Below are 21739 nucleotides of genomic sequence, written 5' to 3'. Positions count from 1 at the left end.
TTATGCCTAAGCGGCCTACAGCAAATCGGCGGCGAGCTGGGCGAGATGCGAGCGTTCCCCTCGCTCAAGCAGAATATGGCCGCTGATGCTTTGTTCTTTGAAGCGTTCGACTACATAGGTCAAGCCATTGCTGGAAGCGTCCAGATACGGGTGGTCGATCTGCTCCGGATCGCCCAGCAGCACGATTTTACTGCCTTCCCCTACCCGGGAGACGATGGTCTTTACCTCGTGCTTGGACAGGTTCTGCGCCTCGTCGATGATGATAAACTGACCGGGAATGGATCTGCCGCGGATATACGTGAGCGCTTCGACCTGGATACTGCCTAGCCCTGCTAATATTTTATCGATATCGCCGGTTTTCTTCGTATCGAACAAGAACTCCAAGTTATCGTAGACCGGCTGCATCCAAGGTCGCAGCTTTTCTTCCTTCTCCCCAGGCAGATAGCCGATATCCTTACCCATCGGGACGACAGGCCTTGCGATCAACAGCTTCTTATACTTGTGCTCATCCTCCACCTTCATGAGACCCGCTGCAAGCGTCAGCAGCGTTTTCCCTGTGCCTGCCTTGCCTGTCAAGGTCACGAGGGGGATGTCGTCATTGAGCAGCAGCTCCAGCGCCATCCTTTGCTGGGCATTGCGGGCGGCAATCCCCCAGACCGGATCATTGCTTAGGTAGAGGGGCTCCAGCCTTTTGCCATCCGCATTCACTTTGAGGAGCGCGGATTTGCTCGTCCCCATCTCGTCCTTAAGGATGACGAATTCATGCGGATGCAAGGAATAAGCCAGATTCAGCGAGCCGACGCTCAAGGATCGATAGGAGTAGAATTCGTCAATGATGGCCGGGTGAACGTGCAGGGTTAGATGACCGGAATAAATGTCATCCGCTACATTGACTACCCGGTCCGTCAAGTAGTCTTGCGCCGTGATGCCTAGTACATCCGCTTTGATCCGCACCAGCATATCCTTGCTGACGAGAATAACAGGCTTAGGATCCGGCTTCTCCTTCTCCTCCAGATGGTAGTTGAGCGCTACCGCCAGTATCCGGTTATCATTCGTCGCTTCGGCAAATACTTCCTGCAGCTTGGCGAAACTCTTGTGATTCAGCTCGACCTTCAATCGTCCCCCGCCGGGAAGCTCTATCCCTTCATTTAAATATCCGCCTGCGCGCAAAGCGTCCAGCATACGGGAGATTTGACGCGAGTTGCGTCCCAGTTCGTCCGCATTCCTTTTCTTCAGGTCGATCTCTTCCAATACCACCGCGGGGATAACCACATCATGTTCATCAAAAGCATAGATCGCATTGGGATCCTGCAGCAGGACGTTGGTGTCCAATACATATATTTTTCTCATGCGAGTTCCTCCCAGGGTTTGGTGTTTGGCTCAAAGCGTATTACATAGTAAATAGCCTCTAAGGACAAACTAGCCAAAGCAGATACCACAAAGAAAGGAATGATGATCGATGTTGAAGTTTGTCTCGGTACTTCTGCTGCTTTCCGCCATTCTGTCAGGCTGCGCCTCCACCCAGCGCGGCGCGGCCCCATCGGAGGCCCCGAATACAGACAGGCAGGTGAGAGTGCGGCAAACGGCTCCCCAGAAGAAGGAAATACAGGATCAGGGCGCTGTCGCCCAGCGCTTGGAGCAAATAGCTACCAGCGTCCCGAATGTCGAGAGCGCCAACTGCGTCGTATTCGGCAACACAGCCATCGTCGGCATCAATGTTCCGCAAGGAATGGACCGGGCCAAGGTAGGGACGGTCAAGCTGTCGGTAGCCGAAGCTTTGAAAAAAGACCCCTACGGCGTCGATGCCTATGTTACAGCCGATATGGATCTCGGAGAACGACTGCGGAAGGTCCGCGACCAGCTCCAAAGCGGCAGAGGCCTCAATGGCTTGGCTGAAGAGATGGCAGCCATCATCGGCCGGATTATCCCGCAGATGCCCAGAGACGTAAGTCCTGTGCCCGGCAACCCGCAGCAAGCCGAGCCTCAGCTCCCTAATCGCTCCTTATAGTCCTCCCCGACCTCTCGATTGGGTATAAAAAAGCCTAGAAACGATAACCGGATCTAGGCTTTTCTCATGGCGCTGAACACCTGCGTATCCAGCTTCTCAGCGGCACGCTTGTCATACGTCTTCTCATATTCAGGTTGAACTGCAATGCGCGCTCCATAAAACATCGCATCGCGCACTTCCGTGATCTCCACATCAAAGCAGGCCAGCTTAAAGGGCACTTCTTCGAGCGCATCGGTCACAAGGCGGCCTTTGCCATAGATGGCATGGACGGTTCCCGCTCCGATGTAGGTCAAAGTGACAAGCGGGTTTGCCTTGATGTTCGTTACAATACGCGAACGTTGATCCACGGCAAAACGAATGGTGGAAGCATCCTTGGCAAACAGCCAAGAGACAGCATTCATAGCCGGCGCACCCTGCTCATGGTCAATCGTGCTGAGCAAAGTAAGCGCCTCTTTCTGCAATTGTTCGACCAAGAGTTCGGATAAGGCTGTGATCGTTTCTGCCATAAGGTCCCTCCTGTGATTGAAGTCACTGTTGCTACACCAATTATACCATAAGGGTTTTGGAACAGCCACTGCAGACAAAGGCAACTGACACTCCTTTCGCGTCCATATATTGTATATTATCTAAACGCGAGAGGATATATGTCATTCATTATATTTGGGGTTGGAATTAATGTCCGCCAGCAATTGCTCGGCCAGCTCCCGGTCATAACGCAGCTGCTTCTCTTGTCCGTCCAGCTCGTAATCCACCCTGTAAACGTCTTCATCGCAAACGTAGCCGAAGCGGCTCAGGGCATGGTCCTCCCGCAGGATTGTTTCGAAAAAATCCATCGTTTCCTTGGCCGCTCCGTCATCCGGGCGCGCTTCGGAAACAATGCTGATCTGTAACCAATTGAAGATAGCATCCTGCAGCTTCATGTCCCCTCAGTCCTCTCTAAGCATCATGACCATGCGATTGCCGGCCAGCCACTCGCCCATCGCTTCATACCAAGGCTCGGCTCCCGGCTCCACTTGAACAAGCTTCAGCTTGGCCGCCGCTTCCGCAGGCGCCATTAACCCGGCTACATAAGCCTCTGCGCATGGAGAAAGCCCCCATTCGGGACGGCCTGCGCCAGCGCCCTCCTCGCAGCCTTTCTCGGACTCCTCCACGATTCGATCAAGCACCAGGTTTCCAGGTCCTTCGAGTGAAAAGGGCAGCTCATCCGTCCCGCAAGCTTCCAAGGATTCGTCCGAAAGCAGCAGATGAGCTTTGAACGGCAGAAGCAGCCGCGGATGAACCGCTTGCATCGAGCGGCTGAACCTGCCCCTTAGCTCTTCAGGAGTCAGCTCCAGTCTCTCTTCGCCCAGTATGACCTGGGTCCCATGCATCGTTACAGGCACCAGCCAATACGCCGCCATCGGTCCGCCTCCCCCTTGCTTACGTTTTCACCGCTTCTACTTGCTGCCCCGTTCCTGGAAAAAGTAGCGGATGCGGACAAGCAGCATCAGTCCTACGGCCACCGCCAGACTTATAATAATCGGCAATCCCGCCAGCTGAAAGAAAAGCAGCATGACCGAGCCGAGCGCCAGCATCAAATAAATAATAGCGTCCTTCAGCAGCGGAAGCTTACGGGCGCGAAACACTTTATTGTATACATAGGTAATCAGCACAAAGATCAGAATATATGCAATCCATGGATGCTCGCGGAACCAATCCGTCATAGCATGGACACCCCCTAGAGGTCAATATACGTTCAAGCGGAATGACAGGCCATACTCGCATACTGCGAAGAAAGCTCTGATCGCTCAGAGCTTTCCCGGTTTATAGGCTGAACTTATACTCCCGCTTCGGACATTTTGCGGTGCTTCTCCGCCCGTTCGCGCTCGCTTTTGTTCAATATTTTTTTGCGAAGCCGGATGGACTTCGGTGTAATCTCACAGTACTCGTCATCGTTCAAGTATTCAAGCGCCTGCTCCATGGAGTGGAGCCGCGGCGTTTTCAGTCGGACCGTCTCATCCTTAGTCGCGGAACGAACGTTAGACAGCTGCTTCTCCTTGCAAATGTTAACGATGATATCGGTGTCGCGATTATGCTCACCGACGATCATGCCCTCATATACCTCGGTTCCCGGCTCGAGGAACAAGATGCCCCGATCCTCAACCGACAGCATCCCGTAGAAGGTGGAGGTGCCTGTCTCGCTGGACACGAGTACGCCCTCATGGCGTCCGCCTACTCCGCTGCCCAGGAATGGACCATAGCTGTCAAAGGCATGGTTCATGACGCCGTATCCGCGTGTCAGCGTCAGGAAGTAGGTCCGGTAGCCGATCAAACCGCGGGCCGGGATCAAAAACTCCAACCGGACGTTGCCGCTGCCGTTGTTGATCATGTTCACCATCTCGGCCTTGCGCGTCCCGAGACTTTCCATAACAGCGCCCATGCTGTCTTCCGGAACATCGATAACCAAGCGCTCGACCGGCTCCATCTTCTGCCCATCGATTTCCTTGATGATAACTTCCGGCTTGGACACCTGAAGCTCGAAACCTTCACGGCGCATGTTCTCGATCAATATGCCCAGATGAAGCTCGCCGCGGCCCGATACGATGAACGCGTCCGGGCTGTCTGTCTCGTCCACGCGGAGCGCTACATCGGTCTCCAGCTCCTTGAACAGACGCTCACGCAGCTTGCGCGATGTAACGAACTTGCCTTCGCGGCCGGCGAACGGACTGTTGTTCACCACGAACGTCATTTGCAGCGTCGGCTCGTCGATCTTCAGCACCGGCAGCGCCTCCGGATTTGCGGGATCCGCGAGCGTCTCGCCGATATTGATATCCTTAATACCGGAGATCGCCACGATATCACCGGCTCCCGCTTCGTCGATTTCCAGCCGCTTCAAGCCCTGGAAGCCGAACAGCTTCTCGACCCTTGCCTGCTTGATCTGTCCCTCTCGGTTGATGACCGCGATAGGCTGGCCTTGACGAACGACGCCGCGGTTCACGCGGCCGATGGCGATGCGGCCCAAATATTCATTATAATCCATCAGCGTAACAAGGAATTGCAGCGGAGCATCGACATTCTCCGTCGGTGCCGGAATGCGATTGACGATCGTATCGTACAGCGGCTGCATGTTGCTTTCCTGATCCGCCGGATCCGGCGACAGACTTGAGGTTCCCATCAGCCCGGACGCATAAGTAACCGGGAAGTCCAACTGCTCGTCATCAGCGCCAAGCTCGATGAACAGATCCAATACCTCGTCGACCACTTCGCCTGGACGGGCGTTCGGACGGTCGATCTTGTTCACGACTACGATCGGAGTCAATCCGGCTTCAAGCGCTTTGCGAAGCACGAATTTCGTTTGCGGCATCGTGCCCTCGAAAGCGTCCACGACCAGCACCACGCCGTCAACCATCTTCATGATCCGTTCCACTTCGCCGCCAAAGTCGGCATGCCCCGGCGTATCCATAATATTAATCAGATAATCCTTGTAATTGATCGCGGTATTTTTAGCCAAAATGGTAATGCCGCGCTCCCGTTCCAGATCACCGGAGTCCATAGCCCGTTCCTGAACGGCCTCGTTTTCGCGGAACGTACCGGACTGCTGAAGCAGCTGATCGACGAGCGTCGTCTTGCCATGGTCAACGTGAGCGATAATGGCGATATTGCGAATCTTTTCTCTTGCATGCATAAGTTTACAAAATCCTCTCTTCTGGTTTGGCTGTCCAGCCCGTTCATCAAAGAAGCGCCGACCACCGAAGCGCCGACGCTATCATCCGTTTTTTATTATACGTGCGATTAGGTCAAAAGGCAAGAAAATAGCCCCCGATTTACGTCGTTTTTTTGCATAAAACGCTTACTTTAACAAGTCATGGAAGCATTGGGAAATCACGAGCTCATTTAAGCGTGCTTCGGAGTAATCAGTTTTTTGATCACTCCGCTGGCAATCACGATGACTGTCGTGACAAGAGGGATGATATAATGCGGCGTATCCCCCAGGAGACGGTTCGAGACGCTCGTATCCGCCAAAAACATTTCCCCGGACGTATAGCCGAGAATTCCCGCCCCCAAGAACACCAGCACCGGAAATTTTTTCAGCAGCTTGACGACCAGATTGCTGCCCCAGACGATAATCGGAATGCTGAGTCCGATCCCCATAATAATGATGCCGATCTCCCCTTTCGCCTTGGCCGCAATCGCCAGGACGTTGTCGAGACTCATCACAAAATCAGCCAAAATAATCGTGCTGACCGCCTTGCCCAGCGTAGCCGCTTCCCTCACATCGGTATGGCCCTCGTCATCGACCAGCAGCTTGATCGCAATCCAGAGCAGCAGCAGCGAGCCAATCCCCTGGATATAGGGAATATCGAGTACATAGACAGCAACGACCGTCAGCGCGACGCGCAGGGCGATGGCTCCGAATGCGCCCCACCAGATCGCCTGCTTGCGCTGGGAAACGGGTAGATTTTTGCTGGCGAGCGCGATCACAACCGCATTATCTCCGCTCAATACGATGTTTATGAGCATGATCTCGAAGAACAGGAGCACATTTTCCCAAAGCATAGGCAGCCCTCCGTTATGGTCAAGGTTTAGAAGAACGAAGCGAACCGGCTATTATCAGCGGCTCCCTTCTCGATCCAGGTCGATTCGGTCCGCCTGACCGCGTCCTCGATTGCCTCGTCGAGCCAAGGCATATGGTTCTCGATGCTGCGGATTACGTTCAGATTCGGGTTCGTGCTAGGACTTGGCGGCAAGAACAAGGTGCAGCAATCCTCGTAAGGCAAAATCGAAAGCTCGAACGTATCGATGCTTTTCGCTATCCGGATAATTTCGTTCTTCTCCGTACAAATCAGCGGACGAAGGATCGGCAGTCTCGCCGCGCTCCCTATCGCATCCAGACTCGGCAACGTTTGGCTTGCGACCTGACCCAAGCTGTCGCCTGTGACGATCGCCCCCGCGCCCGAAGCTTCGGCCAGCTTCTCCGTGATGCGGTACATCGCCCTGCGCAGCAGCGTGATCAGCAGGTTGTCCGCATACGCCGCATGAATACGCGTCTGCACCTCCGTGAAGGGCACCATATGCAGCCGGATCGACCCGCTGAAGCCCGCCAGACGTTCGGCCAGCTCTCTCACTTTCTGCTGCGACTTTTCACTTGTATACGGGTAGCTGTGAAAGTGAACGGCTTCCACCCTAAGCCCTTGACGCATCGCCAAGTACCCGGCCACGGGACTATCGATGCCTCCCGACAGCATCAGCATGCCTCTGCCGTTCGAGCCGTATGGAAATCCTCCGGCTCCCTGGTCGGTGCGGGCATACAGCCATGCCCCTTCGCCCCGCAGCTCGACCTTCAGCTCGACATCCGGCTGATGCACATCCACGCCGAGACCGGGTATCGCGCGCAGCACGGCGCCTCCGACAAGCTTATTCATCTCCTGCGAATCATGCGGAAATTTCTTATTGACCCGGCGGACGGTGACCTTGAAGGTACGCGGCTGCGGGCTCAGCTCCTGCATCATACGAGCGGCAGCCTCTTCGATAAGCTGCCGATCAAGCTCAATGGCCATAGCCGGACTTATGGATGCCAAGCCAAATATGCGCTTGAGCGGCACCACCACTTCTTCATAAGGCGCTCCGTGGAGATGCAGGACGATCCGGCCGAACTCCCGATCATACCCGATCCCGGGAAAGGGCCGCAATGCCCGTTTCACCTGCTCGTAAACCGTTTTTTCAAACCGATGCCTGTTTTTTCCCTTCAGAACCAATTCTCCGTACCGGAGGATGGCCATGGTTGCCGTCACTGCCTTCATCTTCTTCTCCCTCTCCCCCCCGACCGTACCGCTTGCGGGCTTAGTCTGGTCATTACTTCGCCTAGTGCCCGTCCGAATACAGCCGTCGTTTCGACTGGATCGTGTTCGGCCGAGAAGCTTACCCGAATGCCGCTGCGTGCTTCTCTATCGCTATAGCCCATCGCGAGCAGGACGCGGCTCGGTTTCTCCGCGGATGAAGAGCAGGCCGAGCGTGCCGACACGCAGATGCCCTGCTGTTCGAAAGCATGAACCAACACCTCCGACTTCATCCCCGGATATACAAAATGAAGGATATGCGGCGCCATGGCTTGCCCCCCGGTTGATCCGTCCAAGACAACCCGGGAACCGGATGCTTGCAGCGCGGGGTATTCCGCGATGACCCCGGCCAAGCCTTCCCTTAGCAAAGACGTCCTTTCCAAGAAAGCGGGCTGCCGCTCCACGGCAATCCGGATGGCCTTGGCCATGCCCACGATCGCCGGTACGTTCTCCGTGCCGGACCGCCAGCCGAACTCCTGGCCTCCCCCATGCAGCAGAGGTTCCAGCTCAAGACCGGCTCGAACATAAAGCAGCCCCGCCCCCTTGGGTCCCCCCAGCTTATGAGCGGCACCGGACAGCAGGTCAGCCCCGAGCTCCGAAGGAACGACCGGAACCTTGCCCAGGGCTTGTACGGCATCCACATGAAATAAAGTCTTGGGACGATCGCGAAGCAGTTCCCCTACTTCGCGTACAGGTTGTACGCTCCCTACTTCATTATTTACCAACATAAGACTGACCAGAATCGTATCTTCCGTCAACGCCTCGCGCAGCACGTCAAGCTCGACATGGCCTGTACGAGAAACGGGCAAAAAAGTAACCCGGAACCCTTCCTTCTCAAGCTGCAGCATGGTTTCGTGCACCGAAGGATGCTCGACTGCGCTCGTGATGAGATGACTCCCCCGATGACGATACTTATAGGCTGCTCCGCGAAGCGCCGCATTATTGCTTTCCGTACCGCCCGATGTGAAGCGTATTTCTTCCGGCCTGCACCGCAAGGCGGCCGCTATAGCGCCCCGGCTGCGATTGACGAGCTGCTCGCTTTCGAGGCCGAGCCTATGCAGGGAAGAAGGATTGCCGTAGTGCATGCGCATCACCTCCGTCATCGTATCGATGACTTCGGGATACATCGGCGCAGTCGCCGCATAATCCATATATAACAACTTATTGACCCTCGCTTCCAAAAAGTACTAAACAAACGAAAACAAAGACCAATCCTCTCGTTTTCGCGTGGCGAAAGACGGGAATTGGTCCTTGCTGGCTCCTCATCAGGAGGCAAAATCGTTTTGCAGCTCGAGCACCTTGCGCACGTACTTCTGCGTTTCAGCCGGCAGCAAATGAAGTTTTCCCTCTAAGTCCTGATCCGTACGGATGCCAAGCCGATCCACGCGGCCTGAGCCTGCATTGTAAGCGGCTAGGGCGACGGAGGGATTGCCGTTGTATTTCATCAGCAAATTGGACAAATATTTCGTACCGCCTGCGATATTCTGCGCCGGATCAAAAGGATCCGTTACGCCGAGTCCCGCACCTGTGTCGTCCATCAGCTGCATCAAGCCTTTGGCTCCCGCCCGGGAAACCGCGTTGGGATTAAAGGACGACTCCGCTTCGATAACAGCCTTGACCAAGCTGGATTCGACGCCATAGGTTTGGCTGGCCCCCTGGATCAGCTCTTCGAACGGAGTCGGTCTGCTCTGTCCGAGGAAAGCTGACCGGTAAGCTCCCCAAGAAGGCTGTGCAGCAGCGAAGTTCACGGATGCAGTCGCCGTCGATCGGCCAGCAGCCTGCTGTTGTGCGGCACGGGTCGCCATCAGTCCTTCCAGCAGATTGGAAAAATGGCCGTCCTCCTGACCAAGCTCCGGCGCTGCAGCCTGGGTCGTCTTGCTGGCCTCCGATTGCCGTTGAAGCTTATGCAGGTCGGAGCCTTCAATCTTTATCGTCATGAGGTGTACTTCCCCTTATTCATGAAATAGATAAGTATATTGTACACCCTTTTTGAATCCTCAGCTACCCTCGATTATGAAAACTTCATTTATTTCCCTTTACGATCCTGAGAATACGGACAGACAGGCAGCATGCTGCCTGTCTGCCGATTGCCGTGAACGGGCTGCTGTCGCCGTCCGTGCTCAGGTATACCTTGGCACAAGCAAGAAATATCCGACGAGCGCCAGCAGACCTACCGCCACAGCCCAGGCGGCCAGCTTCCGCTGTCCTCCGAGGTATGCGGCCACGCCGAGCAGCATGCCAGTCAGGGCCAGCCCAACCGGGTAAATAAAGAGCGCAAGCCCCGATGCCAACAGACCGGCATATCCCGGCCATCTGGCGCCGATAAACAACGGACGCGCTTCAGCCGGGCTCCGGCCGGCATCTGCCTTTCCCAAGACCGGGATGGCTCCCGGACTTCCATCGGCCTTGCGACGCGACACGGAGGCAGGATGACTTCCGAAGCTTGCTTCTGCCGCAAATTCCTCCTTGGCCCGGTAATGGGCGGATTTCCTCCTCAGCAGCTGCAGCTGGGTACGGTTCCTGGCCGCTTCCATAGAGGTCAACCCGGATGAACGGGCTCCGAGCTTTCGTTTCATCTCCAGTTCCTCCTTAAGAGTTACTTGGATTTCTTCGGCTCGAAGGTGTGGCAACAGGTATTTCTAACACTTTTCGCATGATCCTGGTGATCGTCAAACTCCGTGGCAAACTCGGTGTCATACTTCATGTTGGCATGTCCATCGACTTCGATCATTATGGCTGCTGCCTGACAGTTGTTGCCCTGGGCCCAGAACGCACAGTTGGCTACGCTGCATTTGACATCTGGCATCATAATCACCTCCGTCAACAGCTTGCCCGCTTGAGTCAGGGGGTATTCCTGGCATTCAGCCGGTGAAACAGCACGAGGAACATCGCATGCGACCATAGCAGCGGAGATGCGGGCGGCCCCCACCGGTCCACCCATTGCTCATAGATGTCCCGGTTATCCAGCGCATGGGGAACCTGCTCCGGCATTCGTCCTAATTGATCCGCTTGGGAAGCTACCCAGGCGAGCGCTTGTTCCGCTTCAACCCGCTTCCCTTGGGCTAGCGCAACCCATCCATACCAGGCGGTCAGCAGCAGCCACTCTCCCCCGCCATAGTACGTGTCGCCGACATACCGCCGTATCCCCCCTTGGGACGTCTGGAGATCTGCGACGATTCGATCGATCGTTGCAGCCATGACGGGATGGTCCGCCCCGAATACCTGGAAAGGCTCGCACAGCCAAAGCAGGCTGGCATCTACGCCGTCATATCCAATCTCATACTCCACGCGTCCCTCGGGATATAGCGGGCGGATCGCTTTGGCAAAGTATCCGTCCGGGTGAACGGCATGCCGCAGCAGAAATTCCCGGATATGCTCGCACAGCGGCAGCAGCTCATCCCTTCCATCCATCTCCGCTACAGCCTTCAGTCCTCCATAAATGGAAGCGAGCGTGGAGGGATGAACGAAGTCGCTGTATTCCTCCCAGCAATCGAAATTGGTATATTCCCAGAAGGCCTGCAAATAGTCCGCCACCGCATCTACAGACTTGCGGAAGAACTCGGGAATGAAGGCGTGCCCGGTTAACCTCAGATGAGCGCATAGCCCCCATAACCAAGTGCCATAGCCGTCCAGCTGAAAATGTCCCCATTCGGAATGGTCATCATCCCGTCCGTCCAACTGGTAGCGAGTATGTAAGAACAGATGACGTTCCACATAGTCGCCCCGCTGCTTGCGATTGATTAAGTCATCGATATGGGGCCTCTTTCTGTCGACGATACGACTTACCCACTCGTAGAACAGCCTTGCGCTTTCATGCTGTCCAGATAGATCCATACTATAGGCAATGAAGCTTCCGTCCCGCAGCCAGCCGAAGCCGTAATGAGGGAAGAGCGGCGAAGCGGTATATGCTCCCCGTTCATGCTGATTCCATGTGATCAGGCGGATACTCGCTTCCGCCAGCTGCTGCAGATTCAGATCGTTTCTCATTAAGTCGATCGCCTCCTACATTTGTCATCACTTAGCTTCGGTGCCTGCCAGTTTTGTTTTATTCTTGATGTTGACTTTGAATCTCGAATTCTTCCGTTCTGGGGGTTTGAATTAAAAACACTCCAATTAAGGTTTCACCATCAACGTCATACAGCGGTATTTCACGATCCTTCCTAGCTAGAGTCAGTGCTAATGCTTCTTCACGTGTTTTTGGCATTTCTTCATGCATATCTTCCTTCTTTAGATATCCCCGCGTGCCGCCTACGCCATAAGCCTTGACGAAATCGGGCATTTGTTCTTCAGTTTCAGCATATATAGCAGAACCAAAGGTCTTGCCTTCTTTATTCCTAAAGTATGAAGGATGAATTTTTTCTTCGCTCACTAATGTTGAGGTGGAAAGCGGTCCTGCTCCCAAGTTAGTATCCGCTTCTAGTGGAGCAGGAGTATATTTCTCTCCCCCGGTGAAACTTAACCATGAACTTTTGTGGATAGTAAATGAGACCGTTGTAATTGCACCCACCAATACGCCTACAACAACCGTACTTGTTAGCAGCTTCTTTTTCAACAATTTAAAGCTCCTCCCATTCTATACATGATTAGCTGGCCAGCTAACCTTATAGACGTGTTAAGAGCAGAAATTTCCCATCATAAAGATTATTTTACAATATTTCGGAATTATTAACCAATACCCTTTCTGCTCCCTCATTGAGCTCCGCATGCATCCTGAATAAAAATAGAGATGCCAGGAGCATCTCTAGGTTGTAAGTGTATGGATGATAGCTTATCTAACTTAAATCTTCTCGCCTTGCATTCTTTTTTGGGTGATATAGTCCGTTTCGTAGTAGGCCAGATCCTCGCGGAGCTCTTCAAAAATTTTGGAAAGCTCTATCGTAAGGTCGCGCACCTCGCGGTTCGGCTTTTTGCGGAAGCGGATCGCGTCCTGACCTGTATAGGCGTAGCGCCCGTCCTCGGAGTAGCATTCGTTTTGAGGGTAAAAGAAGCTGTTGACCGAGCTGTGATACACGTCGTACAGCACTCTCTCGGAATAATCCTGATTGAAATTCGGACGGCGGAGGGCTACGCCCAGCTTCTCGTAGGAAACCTCAGAGAAAACCAGCAGATGTCTAGTGTCTGAAAGATAGCCTTTATAGAATTCTTCCATAGCAGCGTCATTCTCGGAATTCAAGAGCTGTAAAGAGCTTGCATTCAGAAACTCCTCCATCTTGACGATGGCTTCGCTCAGTTTCGCTCTTGTCGTTGCGCATAGGTTTTTAACATGTTCAACAGCCATGGCTGAATAAACCTCCTCAACATAGAAAACCAATCAGGGTTTGTTATGAAACTTAACAGCACTCCTTATATCCTACCATAAATACAGACCTTATCCAATGGTTAACTTTACTGCTGATGCCCGAAGCGGAACCAGGGAATAGTAGCCTTACTGAATCTTCGAACCCGCAGGAGGCTGTGAATCCATGAGAAAATATGCGTTTACCGCGCTCGCCGTTCTTGCAGGAGCCGCGCTTCTCTTTCCCAGAGGGGAGCGTCTTCCCGAACCGGAAGCCATGACGCCCCAATCCGAGATCCGGATGAAGGAAGCGACCATGAATCAGGATCTGGAGCGCACCGACGAGCTTTGCCGGCTTCAATGCAGCTACGAGCTGCACCGCGTGGGCAGCGCCATCGGCCAAGCTTCCCCAGCCTCGAAGCTGCTGAAGGACTTGCAGCAGGAGCATCCGCATATGGAATGGCTGATTCATTCCAAGCGGAACGAACCGCTTAGTCAAGGAGAGACCGTCGGCTCGATAGAGGAGCCTGTCAGGAGCCGGGCGCAAGCTGAGATTGATCGCGCCAAGAGCCGTTTGGATGCAGGAGAAAGCTATCAATCCGAGCCGCTGAATGTAGGCGGACAGCACTATTTCGTACTCGGCGAGCCAGCCGCTGACGGCGGCAGCGGGATCATTGCGGTGGTGCACCAGCACATCCTCCGTCAGGTCGCCGATCATCAGCGTAAAAACCTGCGGCTTATTCCTTATCCGGCTGAAGGCCGCTATAAGATCGAATCGGTCGATTCCGATACAATGAAGGACGTGCATGTGGATCACCCCGAGGAAAATGCAGGAACAAGCCATTATCACAAAGATCAGGTCGTCGTCAAGTTCAAGCAAGAGCCTACAGAAGCTCAATTGAACCAAATTAGCAGCGAAATTGGCGGCAGACTGGTAAGCAAGCTCGGTTATGCGTATGTGTTCGAGTCCCCGAGAATGGAAGCCCAAGCGCTCGTAGCGTATTTCCGCAAGTGGAACGTCTCCTATGCCGAGCCGCATTTCCTGTATTTGACCAACACGACCCTCGGACCAAAGGCGTTGCAGGAAGGCGGGATATTCCGTCCCAATGACGCGCTTTACCGCCGGTACCAAGGGAACCTGCCTCAGATTGAAACCGAGGCGGGCTGGGAGTTCACCAAAGGCTCTGATCAGGTAACGGTAGCCGTAGTCGATACGGGCGCGGACCTCTCTCACCCGGACCTGAGGGATCAGCTGGTCGGTGGCATTAATGTCGTCAATCAGGGCAGTGCGCCGGAGGACGATGTTGGACACGGCACTCATGTATCTGGCGTAATCGGCGCATTGGTGAACAATAACCTCGGGATAGCCGGCATGAGCTGGTATAACCGGATCATGCCCGTCAAAGTGCTGGACGGCACCGGCGCTGGCAGTACTTATTCCGTGGCACAGGGCATCATTTGGGCCGTCGACAACGGAGCCAAGGTCATTAATATGAGCTTGGGCAACTATGCGGATGCGGAATTTCTCCATGATGCCATCCGATATGCCTTCGAACGGGACGTCGTGATGATCGCGGCCAGCGGCAACGACAACACGGACCGCCCCGGGTTCCCCGCGGCTTATCCGGAGGTCTTCGCCGTCGCGGCCGTCGATTCCAACAACTCCAAGGCTTCCTTTTCAAATTACGGGGATTATATCGATGTCGCTGCCCCGGGTGTGAGTATAGCCAGCACGTACCTCCACAATCAGTATGCCGCTCTATCGGGCACCTCTATGGCCAGCCCGCATGTCACGGCACTGGCCGCCCTGATCCGATCGGTCAACCCGGCGCTCAAGAACACGGAAGTCATGCAGCTGATGCGCGACACCGCTACCGATCTCGGACCGAAAGGTAAAGATATGTATTATGGGTACGGCCTGATCGACGTTGCCCGCGCTCTTGCGGCCGCGCGGCCGCAGGCCGCCGGGCAAAAGCAGGAAGCCTCGACGCCGGGCGGCACGACGCTGGGCTCGTCCTGGTCCGACTGGCTGCGGAGCTTGCTCGGTACGTAGCGAGGCACGACGCATAACCGTCCGATAGCTTCGGACGGTTGTCTGTAATCAAAAAGAAACCGCCTCATGAGGCGGTTTCTTTCATGTCTTGGTGCATGCATCGGTTGGCATAGGGCTGAAAGAAAGCTTGCCGTAAGCCGGGTTCTGTGCTTCCGGTGGTCGTAACGGGTGCCACCCTGCCACCATTGAAGCGACAATCATCTATCTAGGCCAGACATTGCTGCCTGGCTCAAGCGACCAACCCGAACGCGCCCCGGGCCGAGGCTGTCCCTCAAGGGGACTAGCGTTCCATTAGGTCTTGCTCCAGATGGGGTTTACCAGGAACCATGTCACCATGGCTCCTCGTGGTCTCTTACACCACGGTTCCATCCTTGCCTGTGATGCTGCGACCATCCTCCGCCCTTACGTGCGTCGGCTTGACCGGCAGCCATCCATCGGCGGTCCATTTCTGTGGCACTAGCCTTCAACTCGCGTTGACTGGACGTTATCCAGCATCATTGCCCTATGGAGCCCGGACTTTCCTCTCGCGGCACAAGGCCGCCAGCGATTGTCTGTCAAACTTTCTTTTGCAACAGATGCATTTGCTAGTATACAGGGTATCGACGCAAAACTCAAGTGCTCAGAGCCTGCGTCCGCGTTAGCAAATGCCGGGAACAGGCTCCTTCCCCCGTCTAAATGAATCGAAAAGGCTCCGTATCGGCTTTGGATGCGATCATGCGCGTGTTCCACTTGCGCCCGTCCAGCTTCCGCTGCAAATAGTCGGCAACCCCTTGCTTCATGATCTTCTCTACGTTATGCCCAGGGTCGATCAGAGCAAGGCCTGCGGCCTGCGCGTCATGCGCCGTGTGATAATCGATATCTCCCGTGATCAGCACATCGGCTCCTGCAAACATCGCCTGGCGTATGTAACGGCTTCCCGAGCCTCCGAGCACCGCCGCCTTGCGGATCAACCGGTCCGGATCACCGACCACTCGCAGCATGGGCACCTCGTAGGCAGCTTTCACCCGTTCGCACAGCTCGCGGAGCGTGACCGGAGTCTCCAGCTTGCCGACACGGCCGAGACCGAACGTCCGGGTTTTCAGATCCAGCGCATAGAGGTCATAGGCGACCTCCTCATAAGGATGCGCCTTCAGCATCGCCTGAACGACACGTCGCTCCGCGCTCTGGGGCACGATCGTCTCGATCCTGATCTCTTGAGCCTGCTCCAGCCGGCCCTGGCGGCCAATATGAGGGTTCGTGCCTTCTCCAGGGAGGAAGGTGCCCACACCCTCGATATTAAAGCTGCAGTGGCTGTAGTCGCCGATGCTGCCCGCTCCCGCATCGAACATCGCCGAGCGAACCTTATCCGCATGCTCGGCCGGCACGAAGACGACCAGCTTCTTCAGCTTGTCCGTATGCACCTCGTCCAGAGGCTCGGTCACCTGCAGTCCGATCGCCTCCGCCATCATGTCATTGATGCCCCCGTCCGCTACATCGAGGTTCGTGTGGGAGATATAAACGGCAATGTCATGCTTGATCAGCTTTTCGTACAAGCGTCCAGCCGGCGTATCGGTTTGCAAATTCGCCAAGGGCCGGAAGATGATCGCATGGTGGGCGATAATCAGATTGGCGCCTTCCCGAATCGCCTCATCCACGACCTCATCGGTCACATCCAGAGCGACCAGCGCTGCCGGGATTTCCTTCTGCAAAGTACCGAGCTGCAGCCCAATCTTGTCGCCTTCCACGGCATAAGATTTGGGAGCAAGCTCCTCCATTAATTGAACGACGGCTTGTCCTTTCGCGTACATGCGGACAGCACCTCCTCGATACGTTTCATTTCGATTCGAAATTCGCGTTCTCTCGCTCTAGCCGCCTCGGTGTCCGAGCGCTCCAATTGGGCGCAGATATGCTCCAGCTTATCCAGCTCAAGACGCCACTTGGCTATCCACGCCTGTGCCCCTTCGCGGATCAGATAAGGTCCCATACGGAGCAGCAGCTCCTTGTCGACGACCAGTCCGTCAGCCAAGACCAAAGGCTCGTACAGCCGCCTAAGCTTCGCCGTCTGACCCTCGTTCGGCTCACCCAAAGAACCGTCAGCGCCGTCTTCAGGCCGGTCGGCCGTCAATATCTCATAAATCTTCCCGTCTTCCTCCAGAATCTGCTCGCCCACGAGCTCCCAGCCGTTGGCCAGCAGCCAGACGCGAACGGCATCCTCACCGACATTCGGCTGCAGCACAAGACGGCTAACCCCGGAAAGCTTCGCTTTACCCGCCTCGAGGATCGAGACGATCAATGCGCCGCCCATCCCCGCAATGGTGATCACATCGACCTCTCCGGGCTCGAGGACCTCCAGTCCATCGCCCAGGCGGACGGCAATTTTATCCTTCAGCCCAGCCGCTCGAACCTGCCTTGAAGCGGCCTCGTAAGGTCCCTCATTGACCTCGCCTGCCACACCTCTTGCGATGAGGCCCTGCTGAGCCAAGTAAGAAGGAAGCAAGGCATGGTCGGACCCAATGTCCGCCAGCCGGCTTCCCTTCGGCACCTCGCATGCGATTTTCTCCAGTCTTTTCGATAAACGTATCATGATAATACCCACACCGTCCATTTTTTGCGCCAAGCAAACAATATGGCAGCCTGTACGCACATTTTGCCGAGCAGCAGCCACTGAATCGTCTGCGCTCCATACTTCTCGGCATACAGCATACCATATAACTCCGGCATGAACCAAACGATTAGACCGAGTACAAAGAAAACAAATCCAATCTGTTTGCTCCGCTCATGAATCATCCACGACATCCAGCAGAACAGTATAGCAAGCGGGGCCCAGCTCAGCTCCAGCGTCACCCAATTCATCGTATCCAGCTGGTGATGCAGCAGCCAGCCATAGCAGAACACAAGCACCACCCACCCGCACAGCTGGAACAGAGCAAGCTTCGCCGCAAGGCCCGTAATAATCCAGATCAGGCTGGTGACAAATACATAGCCCACCACCGGCACGGCCGCCTCTATGCCGTGCAGCTTCATTAAGTATACCCCGATGAACAGCAGGAATAGCGAAGCCATGCCTAACAGGATTTGAGCCGCCATCGGCTCCTTCTCCCGCTTCGAGCCGCCCCATATGTATAAAGCAGACAAAATGAAGAATGAAATGCCCATTTGCAATGGTAATTCAAAAGCGTTAAAATTAAGAGCAGCAAAGGACAAACCGCCTGCCACCAGCAAAAGCAGCATCCAGATTTTCCAGTTGCTGTTTCTGATGCTGGCAGAGGAAAGTCCCAGTATCGTCGATTTGGTGTCGATATCGGCCTTGTCCTGACCGGCGTCCAGATAGATGTTCAGCAGAAAGTCGCAATATTGCTCAGGCAGCAGCCGACTGCGGCGCCAATGCTCGATTTCGCGGATCAGTAATTTCTTTTTTTCATCCATATATAGCGGTTCCCCCAAGCCATGTCATGTGCTTCCTTATTCATAATGATTATCGGCCGCAGGGACATAAAAAATTAGACCTTGCTGCGAGCGGTCGCAGAAGGTCGTCATCAGTCTTCAAGCTTATTCAATCAGGTTATTCCAGGAAATCCTTCAGCCGTTTGCTGCGGCTCGGATGGCGGAGCTTGCGAAGTGCCTTGGCTTCGATCTGGCGAATACGCTCACGAGTAACGCCGAAAACCTTGCCCACTTCCTCTAGCGTCCGAGTGCGGCCGTCGTCCAGGCCGAACCGCAGGCGAAGCACGTTCTCTTCCCGTTCGGTAAGCGTGTCGAGCACATCCTCGAGCTGCTCCTTCAGCAGTTCGTAGGCAGCGGCATCCGCCGGTGCGAGCGCCTCCTGATCCTCGATAAAGTCGCCAAGATGGGAATCGTCCTCTTCACCGATCGGAGTTTCAAGCGATACCGGCTCCTGGGCGATCTTCATGATCTCGCGCACTTTTTCCGTACTCAGATCCATCTCTTTGGCGATTTCCTCAGGAGTAGGCTCGCGGCCCAGTTCCTGCAGCAGTTGTCTGGATACCCGAATCAGCTTATTAATCGTCTCCACCATATGTACCGGAATCCGAATCGTCCGTGCCTGGTCTGCAATGGCCCGCGTAATTGCCTGACGAATCCACCAAGTAGCATACGTACTGAACTTGAAGCCTTTATCATGGTCAAACTTCTCGACTGCCTTGATCAAGCCCATGTTGCCCTCCTGGATCAAATCCAGAAACAGCATGCCGCGTCCGACATAACGTTTGGCGATACTGACGACCAGACGCAGGTTGGCTTCGGCGAGCCGGCGCTTCGCTTCCTCATCCCCCTGCTCGATGCGCTTGGCCAGCCCGATTTCATCCTCTGCGGAAAGAAGGGGCACCCGTCCGATTTCTTTCAGATACATCCGAACGGGATCGTTGATCTTGATGCCCGGTGGCAAGGACAGGTCATCATCGAAGTGAAACTCGTCATGCTCGCGCTCAAGTCGTCCTCCGCCGAGCTCTTCTTCCTCGTCCGATTCATTGCCCACATCGATTCCCATCTCCTGAAGCTGCTCGAAAAATTCGTCGATTTGCTCCGGGTCCTGATCGAAAGGCGCCAATTTTTCCATGATCTCTTTGTAAGTGATGGCGGAACGCTTCTTGCCTTGCTCGATCAATTGTTCCTTTACTTGCTCCAACGTCAACTCTGTCTCTATTTCCGTGCGTTGATCGTTCGCCATAATTAGGGCTCCTTCCTCCTTGGAAACTCCCGAAACCGTCACAACCGTCAGGATGACTTCAACTGCTTTTCCAAGGATATGATTTCATTGCCGAGCTGCAGAGCTCTAGGGATATCTCCCGCCCGTTCCGCTTGTTTGATCAGTTCTTTCTTCTGTTCCAACTCCAGCAGAAGCGGGTACTTCTTAATCTCGCGAATATAATCGTCGATCACGGCTTCGTTCACGCCGCTGCGATTATCTATTAAGGTCAAAGAGCTTGCTAAGCTCTCGAGCTTGTCATCCTGAAGCGTCCCGATGAACATGCTTGCATTCGGTTCATAGCCTTGACCGTAGAAGGCATATAAGCCTGCAGCGATAGCCGTATGAGCGTCCAGGTTAAACCCGTCGCCTAAGCGTCGCTCGACATATTGCGCTACTTCACGGTCCAGCATCATGACGGCTAGCAGCTGTCGCTCTGCGAATTGGTAGGCTGGTATGATCTTCGGAGCTTTCTCGCGCGGTTTGGCATCATTCCTAACATTATTCCACGGATTGGCTTTATTATCCCCGCCACTATCCGTTTTTTCCGCCTGCAGCCGGATCTCGTTGACCGTTTGCATCGCACTTTCATAGGAATAACGAAACTCTGAGGTCAAGTCCTTCACGTAGTGCTCCCGCTCGATCGGAGATGCCAGTCCCGCAATCATCCGCAGCGCCTGCTGTATATATCTTAGCCTCTCCCCATCCTCCTGCATCCTGTAGTTTCGGCGATAATAAAGAAGTTTATATTTGATCGACGGTACGGCGGCTTCAATCACCTCGCGTACGTATCGCTCAGAACCATGTTTGGCGATAAATTCATCCGGGTCCAGTCCGTTCGGAAGCACGGCGATTCGGATCTGACAACCTGCGTTTTCCAGAATCGGTATACTCTTATACGCCGCTGACTGCCCCGCGCTATCCCCGTCATAAGCTACCGTTACCCGTTCGGCCAGACGGCGAATCGCTTCCGCATGCTCGGGAGTCAAGGCCGTCCCCATCGTGGCGACCCCATTCAAAACTCCGGCATCCCAGGATCGAATCACATCCATATACCCTTCAAATAACACAAGCTCCTGCGTTTTGCGGATTTGTGGCCTGGCCGCATGAAGATTGTATAAAGTCCGGCTTTTGTGAAAAAGCATCGATTCGGGGCTGTTCATATACTTGGGCTGGCCTTCGCCCATCATTCTGCCGCCGAACGCGATCGTCTGTCCCTTCCAGTCGCGGATAGGGAACATCACGCGGTCGCGAAACTTGTCGACATACCCGGTCCCGTCCTGCTTCGCGGAGATCAGGCCGCCTTGCTCCATCAAGGGCAAGGGGAATTGATTCTTGTCCAGCAGCTTCACCAGCGTGTCCCACCGGTCAGGGGCGTAGCCGATGCCAAAGGTTTCCATCAGCTTGTCGTCGATGCCGCGTCTTTTCAAATATTCCTTAGCCGCCTTACCCTGCTCCGTGTTATGAAGGATATACTGGTACAGCTTGTCGGCCAATCCGTAAGCCTCCTGCAGCTTCAGGCGCTCTGGATTATCATTCGGACCGGTTCTATCCCCGCTGCCAGTCGTCCCCAGGTTAACAGCCAGCTGAGCTTCCTCCGCCAGCTTGCGCAGCGCCTGCGCAAAGGATAAGCCCTCGATCTCCGATATGAACCGGATGGCGCTGCCCCCTGCACCGCATCCGAAGCAGTGAAAGGTCTGCCGCTCGGGTGATACGGTAAAGGATGGCGTCTTCTCGGAGTGAAAGGGACATAATCCCTTCAAATATCGGCCCTGCTTTGTTAAATGAACGTGTCTGCCAACAACCTCTGCAATATCATGAGCTTTGAGTACAGCATCAATGACATCGTCAGGTATACGTCCGTTGCTCATCCTATCCACCTACAATCCGATTAACACGTATA

General features: G+C 54.7%; 22 protein-coding genes and 1 other RNA gene. 2 read left to right on the top strand and 21 right to left on the bottom strand.

Annotated features, from left to right (window positions below; all coding sequences use genetic code 11):
- Positions 1–15 precede the first annotated feature (15 nt).
- On the bottom strand, positions 16–1350 hold the full coding sequence (locus GSF01_RS11130) for a PhoH family protein (protein WP_159883902.1): 1335 nt from the start codon (positions 1348–1350) through the stop codon (positions 16–18).
- Positions 1351–1459: 109 nt separating this feature from the next.
- Between GSF01_RS11130 and GSF01_RS11125 the strand changes: the two genes are divergently transcribed.
- A complete protein-coding gene (locus tag GSF01_RS11125) occupies positions 1460–2008 on the top strand; it encodes a YhcN/YlaJ family sporulation lipoprotein (RefSeq protein WP_159883900.1) in 549 nt (182 codons plus the stop codon).
- A 53-nt stretch (positions 2009–2061) separates the two neighbouring features.
- On the opposite strand, the gene GSF01_RS11120 is transcribed toward GSF01_RS11125, so the two are convergent.
- The 14 genes from GSF01_RS11120 to GSF01_RS11055 all read right to left on the bottom strand — a co-directional run bounded on the left by GSF01_RS11120 (position 2062) and on the right by GSF01_RS11055 (position 13102).
- The gene (locus tag GSF01_RS11120; protein ID WP_159883898.1) at positions 2062–2514 is read right to left on the bottom strand and encodes a pyridoxamine 5'-phosphate oxidase family protein; all 453 of its coding nucleotides are present in this window, start codon (positions 2512–2514) and stop codon (positions 2062–2064) included.
- Between the two features lie 141 nt (positions 2515–2655).
- A complete protein-coding gene (locus GSF01_RS11115) occupies positions 2656–2928 on the bottom strand; it encodes a hypothetical protein (protein WP_159883896.1) in 273 nt (90 codons plus the stop codon).
- 6 nt (positions 2929–2934) lie between these two features.
- A complete protein-coding gene (locus GSF01_RS11110; protein WP_159883894.1) occupies positions 2935–3408 on the bottom strand; it encodes a hypothetical protein in 474 nt (157 codons plus the stop codon).
- 36 nt (positions 3409–3444) lie between these two features.
- Positions 3445–3711 (bottom strand): YlaH-like family protein, encoded by a 267-nt coding sequence (locus GSF01_RS11105; RefSeq protein ID WP_159883891.1) that lies wholly within the window; start codon positions 3709–3711, stop codon positions 3445–3447.
- Between the two features lie 113 nt (positions 3712–3824).
- The gene (gene typA, locus GSF01_RS11100) at positions 3825–5672 is read right to left on the bottom strand and encodes a translational GTPase TypA (RefSeq protein WP_159883889.1); all 1848 of its coding nucleotides are present in this window, start codon (positions 5670–5672) and stop codon (positions 3825–3827) included.
- A 209-nt stretch (positions 5673–5881) separates the two neighbouring features.
- Positions 5882–6544 carry a TerC family protein gene (locus tag GSF01_RS11095; RefSeq protein ID WP_159883887.1) on the bottom strand — a complete coding sequence of 221 codons (663 nt, stop codon included), beginning with the start codon at positions 6542–6544 and terminating at the stop codon, positions 5882–5884.
- A gap of 26 nt (positions 6545–6570) precedes the next feature.
- Positions 6571–7788, bottom strand: coding sequence for a tRNA uracil 4-sulfurtransferase ThiI (gene thiI, locus GSF01_RS11090; protein ID WP_201305364.1), 1218 nt, complete (start codon positions 7786–7788; stop codon positions 6571–6573).
- On the bottom strand, positions 7785–8984 hold the full coding sequence (locus GSF01_RS11085; protein WP_235941407.1) for a cysteine desulfurase family protein: 1200 nt from the start codon (positions 8982–8984) through the stop codon (positions 7785–7787). Before GSF01_RS11085 ends, thiI begins: the two co-directional genes overlap by 4 nt.
- Before the next feature lie 105 nt (positions 8985–9089).
- Complete coding sequence (locus GSF01_RS11080; RefSeq protein WP_159883885.1) at positions 9090–9761, bottom strand: lytic transglycosylase domain-containing protein; 672 nt, start codon at positions 9759–9761, stop codon at positions 9090–9092.
- A gap of 183 nt (positions 9762–9944) precedes the next feature.
- Positions 9945–10400, bottom strand: a complete 456-nt coding sequence (locus GSF01_RS11075) for a hypothetical protein (protein ID WP_159883883.1) — start codon at positions 10398–10400, stop codon at positions 9945–9947.
- A gap of 20 nt (positions 10401–10420) precedes the next feature.
- Positions 10421–10630, bottom strand: coding sequence for a DUF1540 domain-containing protein (locus tag GSF01_RS11070; RefSeq protein ID WP_159884085.1), 210 nt, complete (start codon positions 10628–10630; stop codon positions 10421–10423).
- A gap of 35 nt (positions 10631–10665) precedes the next feature.
- Complete coding sequence (locus GSF01_RS11065) at positions 10666–11811, bottom strand: glycoside hydrolase family 15 protein (RefSeq protein ID WP_159883881.1); 1146 nt, start codon at positions 11809–11811, stop codon at positions 10666–10668.
- A 58-nt stretch (positions 11812–11869) separates the two neighbouring features.
- Entirely contained in the window at positions 11870–12376 is a 507-nt protein-coding gene (locus GSF01_RS11060; RefSeq protein WP_159883879.1) for a hypothetical protein, read from the bottom strand.
- 225 nt (positions 12377–12601) lie between these two features.
- A complete protein-coding gene (locus tag GSF01_RS11055) occupies positions 12602–13102 on the bottom strand; it encodes a DUF3907 family protein (RefSeq protein ID WP_159883877.1) in 501 nt (166 codons plus the stop codon).
- A gap of 184 nt (positions 13103–13286) precedes the next feature.
- Here GSF01_RS11055 and GSF01_RS11050 point away from each other — a divergent pair, with 184 nt between their 5' ends.
- On the top strand, positions 13287–15152 hold the full coding sequence (locus GSF01_RS11050; protein ID WP_159883875.1) for a S8 family peptidase: 1866 nt from the start codon (positions 13287–13289) through the stop codon (positions 15150–15152).
- Between the two features lie 118 nt (positions 15153–15270).
- Here the strand turns inward: GSF01_RS11050 and rnpB are convergent.
- The 6 genes from rnpB to dnaG form a co-directional block, all read right to left on the bottom strand.
- Positions 15271–15715: RNase P RNA component class A (rnpB, locus tag GSF01_RS11045), an RNA gene on the bottom strand.
- A gap of 108 nt (positions 15716–15823) precedes the next feature.
- Positions 15824–16939: a Nif3-like dinuclear metal center hexameric protein gene (locus GSF01_RS11040; RefSeq protein ID WP_159883873.1), complete on the bottom strand. Its 1116-nt coding sequence runs from the start codon at positions 16937–16939 to the stop codon at positions 15824–15826.
- Entirely contained in the window at positions 16906–17715 is an 810-nt protein-coding gene (locus tag GSF01_RS11035; protein WP_159883871.1) for a tRNA (adenine(22)-N(1))-methyltransferase, read from the bottom strand. The genes GSF01_RS11040 and GSF01_RS11035 overlap by 34 nt, the downstream gene beginning before the upstream one ends.
- Positions 17712–18557: a hypothetical protein gene (locus tag GSF01_RS11030; protein WP_159883869.1), complete on the bottom strand. Its 846-nt coding sequence runs from the start codon at positions 18555–18557 to the stop codon at positions 17712–17714. The genes GSF01_RS11035 and GSF01_RS11030 overlap by 4 nt, the downstream gene beginning before the upstream one ends.
- Positions 18558–18693: 136 nt before the next feature.
- On the bottom strand, positions 18694–19818 hold the full coding sequence (gene rpoD, locus GSF01_RS11025) for an RNA polymerase sigma factor RpoD (RefSeq protein ID WP_159883867.1): 1125 nt from the start codon (positions 19816–19818) through the stop codon (positions 18694–18696).
- A gap of 47 nt (positions 19819–19865) precedes the next feature.
- The gene (gene dnaG, locus GSF01_RS11020) at positions 19866–21707 is read right to left on the bottom strand and encodes a DNA primase (protein WP_159883865.1); all 1842 of its coding nucleotides are present in this window, start codon (positions 21705–21707) and stop codon (positions 19866–19868) included.
- Positions 21708–21739 lie beyond the last annotated feature (32 nt).

The sequence above is a fragment of the Paenibacillus puerhi genome (assembly GCF_009846885.1).
GTDB lineage: Bacteria > Bacillota > Bacilli > Paenibacillales > NBRC-103111 > Paenibacillus_G > Paenibacillus_G puerhi.
The sequence above is the reverse complement of the archived record's forward strand: the minus strand, read 5'-3'. Positions and strand labels throughout refer to the sequence as shown.

What these genes read in the sequence shown, in the direction of transcription:
- GSF01_RS11115 (WP_159883896.1), bottom strand. Translation starts at nt 2,928, where the DNA reads ATGAAGCTGCAGGATGCTATCTTCAATTGGTTACAGATCAGCATTGTT.
- GSF01_RS11050 (WP_159883875.1), top strand. Translation starts at nt 13,287, where the DNA reads ATGAGAAAATATGCGTTTACCGCGCTCGCCGTTCTTGCAGGAGCCGCG.
- GSF01_RS11110 (WP_159883894.1), bottom strand. Translation starts at nt 3,408, where the DNA reads ATGGCGGCGTATTGGCTGGTGCCTGTAACGATGCATGGGACCCAGGTC.
- GSF01_RS11070 (WP_159884085.1), bottom strand. Translation starts at nt 10,630, where the DNA reads ATGCCAGATGTCAAATGCAGCGTAGCCAACTGTGCGTTCTGGGCCCAG.
- dnaG (WP_159883865.1), bottom strand. Translation starts at nt 21,707, where the DNA reads ATGAGCAACGGACGTATACCTGACGATGTCATTGATGCTGTACTCAAA.
- GSF01_RS11095 (WP_159883887.1), bottom strand. Translation starts at nt 6,544, where the DNA reads ATGCTTTGGGAAAATGTGCTCCTGTTCTTCGAGATCATGCTCATAAAC.
- GSF01_RS11130 (WP_159883902.1), bottom strand. Translation starts at nt 1,350, where the DNA reads ATGAGAAAAATATATGTATTGGACACCAACGTCCTGCTGCAGGATCCC.
- GSF01_RS11105 (WP_159883891.1), bottom strand. Translation starts at nt 3,711, where the DNA reads ATGACGGATTGGTTCCGCGAGCATCCATGGATTGCATATATTCTGATC.
- GSF01_RS11075 (WP_159883883.1), bottom strand. Translation starts at nt 10,400, where the DNA reads ATGAAACGAAAGCTCGGAGCCCGTTCATCCGGGTTGACCTCTATGGAA.
- GSF01_RS11120 (WP_159883898.1), bottom strand. Translation starts at nt 2,514, where the DNA reads ATGGCAGAAACGATCACAGCCTTATCCGAACTCTTGGTCGAACAATTG.
- GSF01_RS11030 (WP_159883869.1), bottom strand. Translation starts at nt 18,557, where the DNA reads ATGGATGAAAAAAAGAAATTACTGATCCGCGAAATCGAGCATTGGCGC.
- GSF01_RS11055 (WP_159883877.1), bottom strand. Translation starts at nt 13,102, where the DNA reads ATGGCTGTTGAACATGTTAAAAACCTATGCGCAACGACAAGAGCGAAA.
- thiI (WP_201305364.1), bottom strand. Translation starts at nt 7,788, where the DNA reads ATGAAGGCAGTGACGGCAACCATGGCCATCCTCCGGTACGGAGAATTG.
- typA (WP_159883889.1), bottom strand. Translation starts at nt 5,672, where the DNA reads ATGCATGCAAGAGAAAAGATTCGCAATATCGCCATTATCGCTCACGTT.
- GSF01_RS11040 (WP_159883873.1), bottom strand. Translation starts at nt 16,939, where the DNA reads ATGTACGCGAAAGGACAAGCCGTCGTTCAATTAATGGAGGAGCTTGCT.
- GSF01_RS11080 (WP_159883885.1), bottom strand. Translation starts at nt 9,761, where the DNA reads ATGACGATAAAGATTGAAGGCTCCGACCTGCATAAGCTTCAACGGCAA.
- GSF01_RS11065 (WP_159883881.1), bottom strand. Translation starts at nt 11,811, where the DNA reads ATGAGAAACGATCTGAATCTGCAGCAGCTGGCGGAAGCGAGTATCCGC.
- GSF01_RS11035 (WP_159883871.1), bottom strand. Translation starts at nt 17,715, where the DNA reads ATGATACGTTTATCGAAAAGACTGGAGAAAATCGCATGCGAGGTGCCG.
- rpoD (WP_159883867.1), bottom strand. Translation starts at nt 19,818, where the DNA reads ATGGCGAACGATCAACGCACGGAAATAGAGACAGAGTTGACGTTGGAG.
- GSF01_RS11125 (WP_159883900.1), top strand. Translation starts at nt 1,460, where the DNA reads ATGTTGAAGTTTGTCTCGGTACTTCTGCTGCTTTCCGCCATTCTGTCA.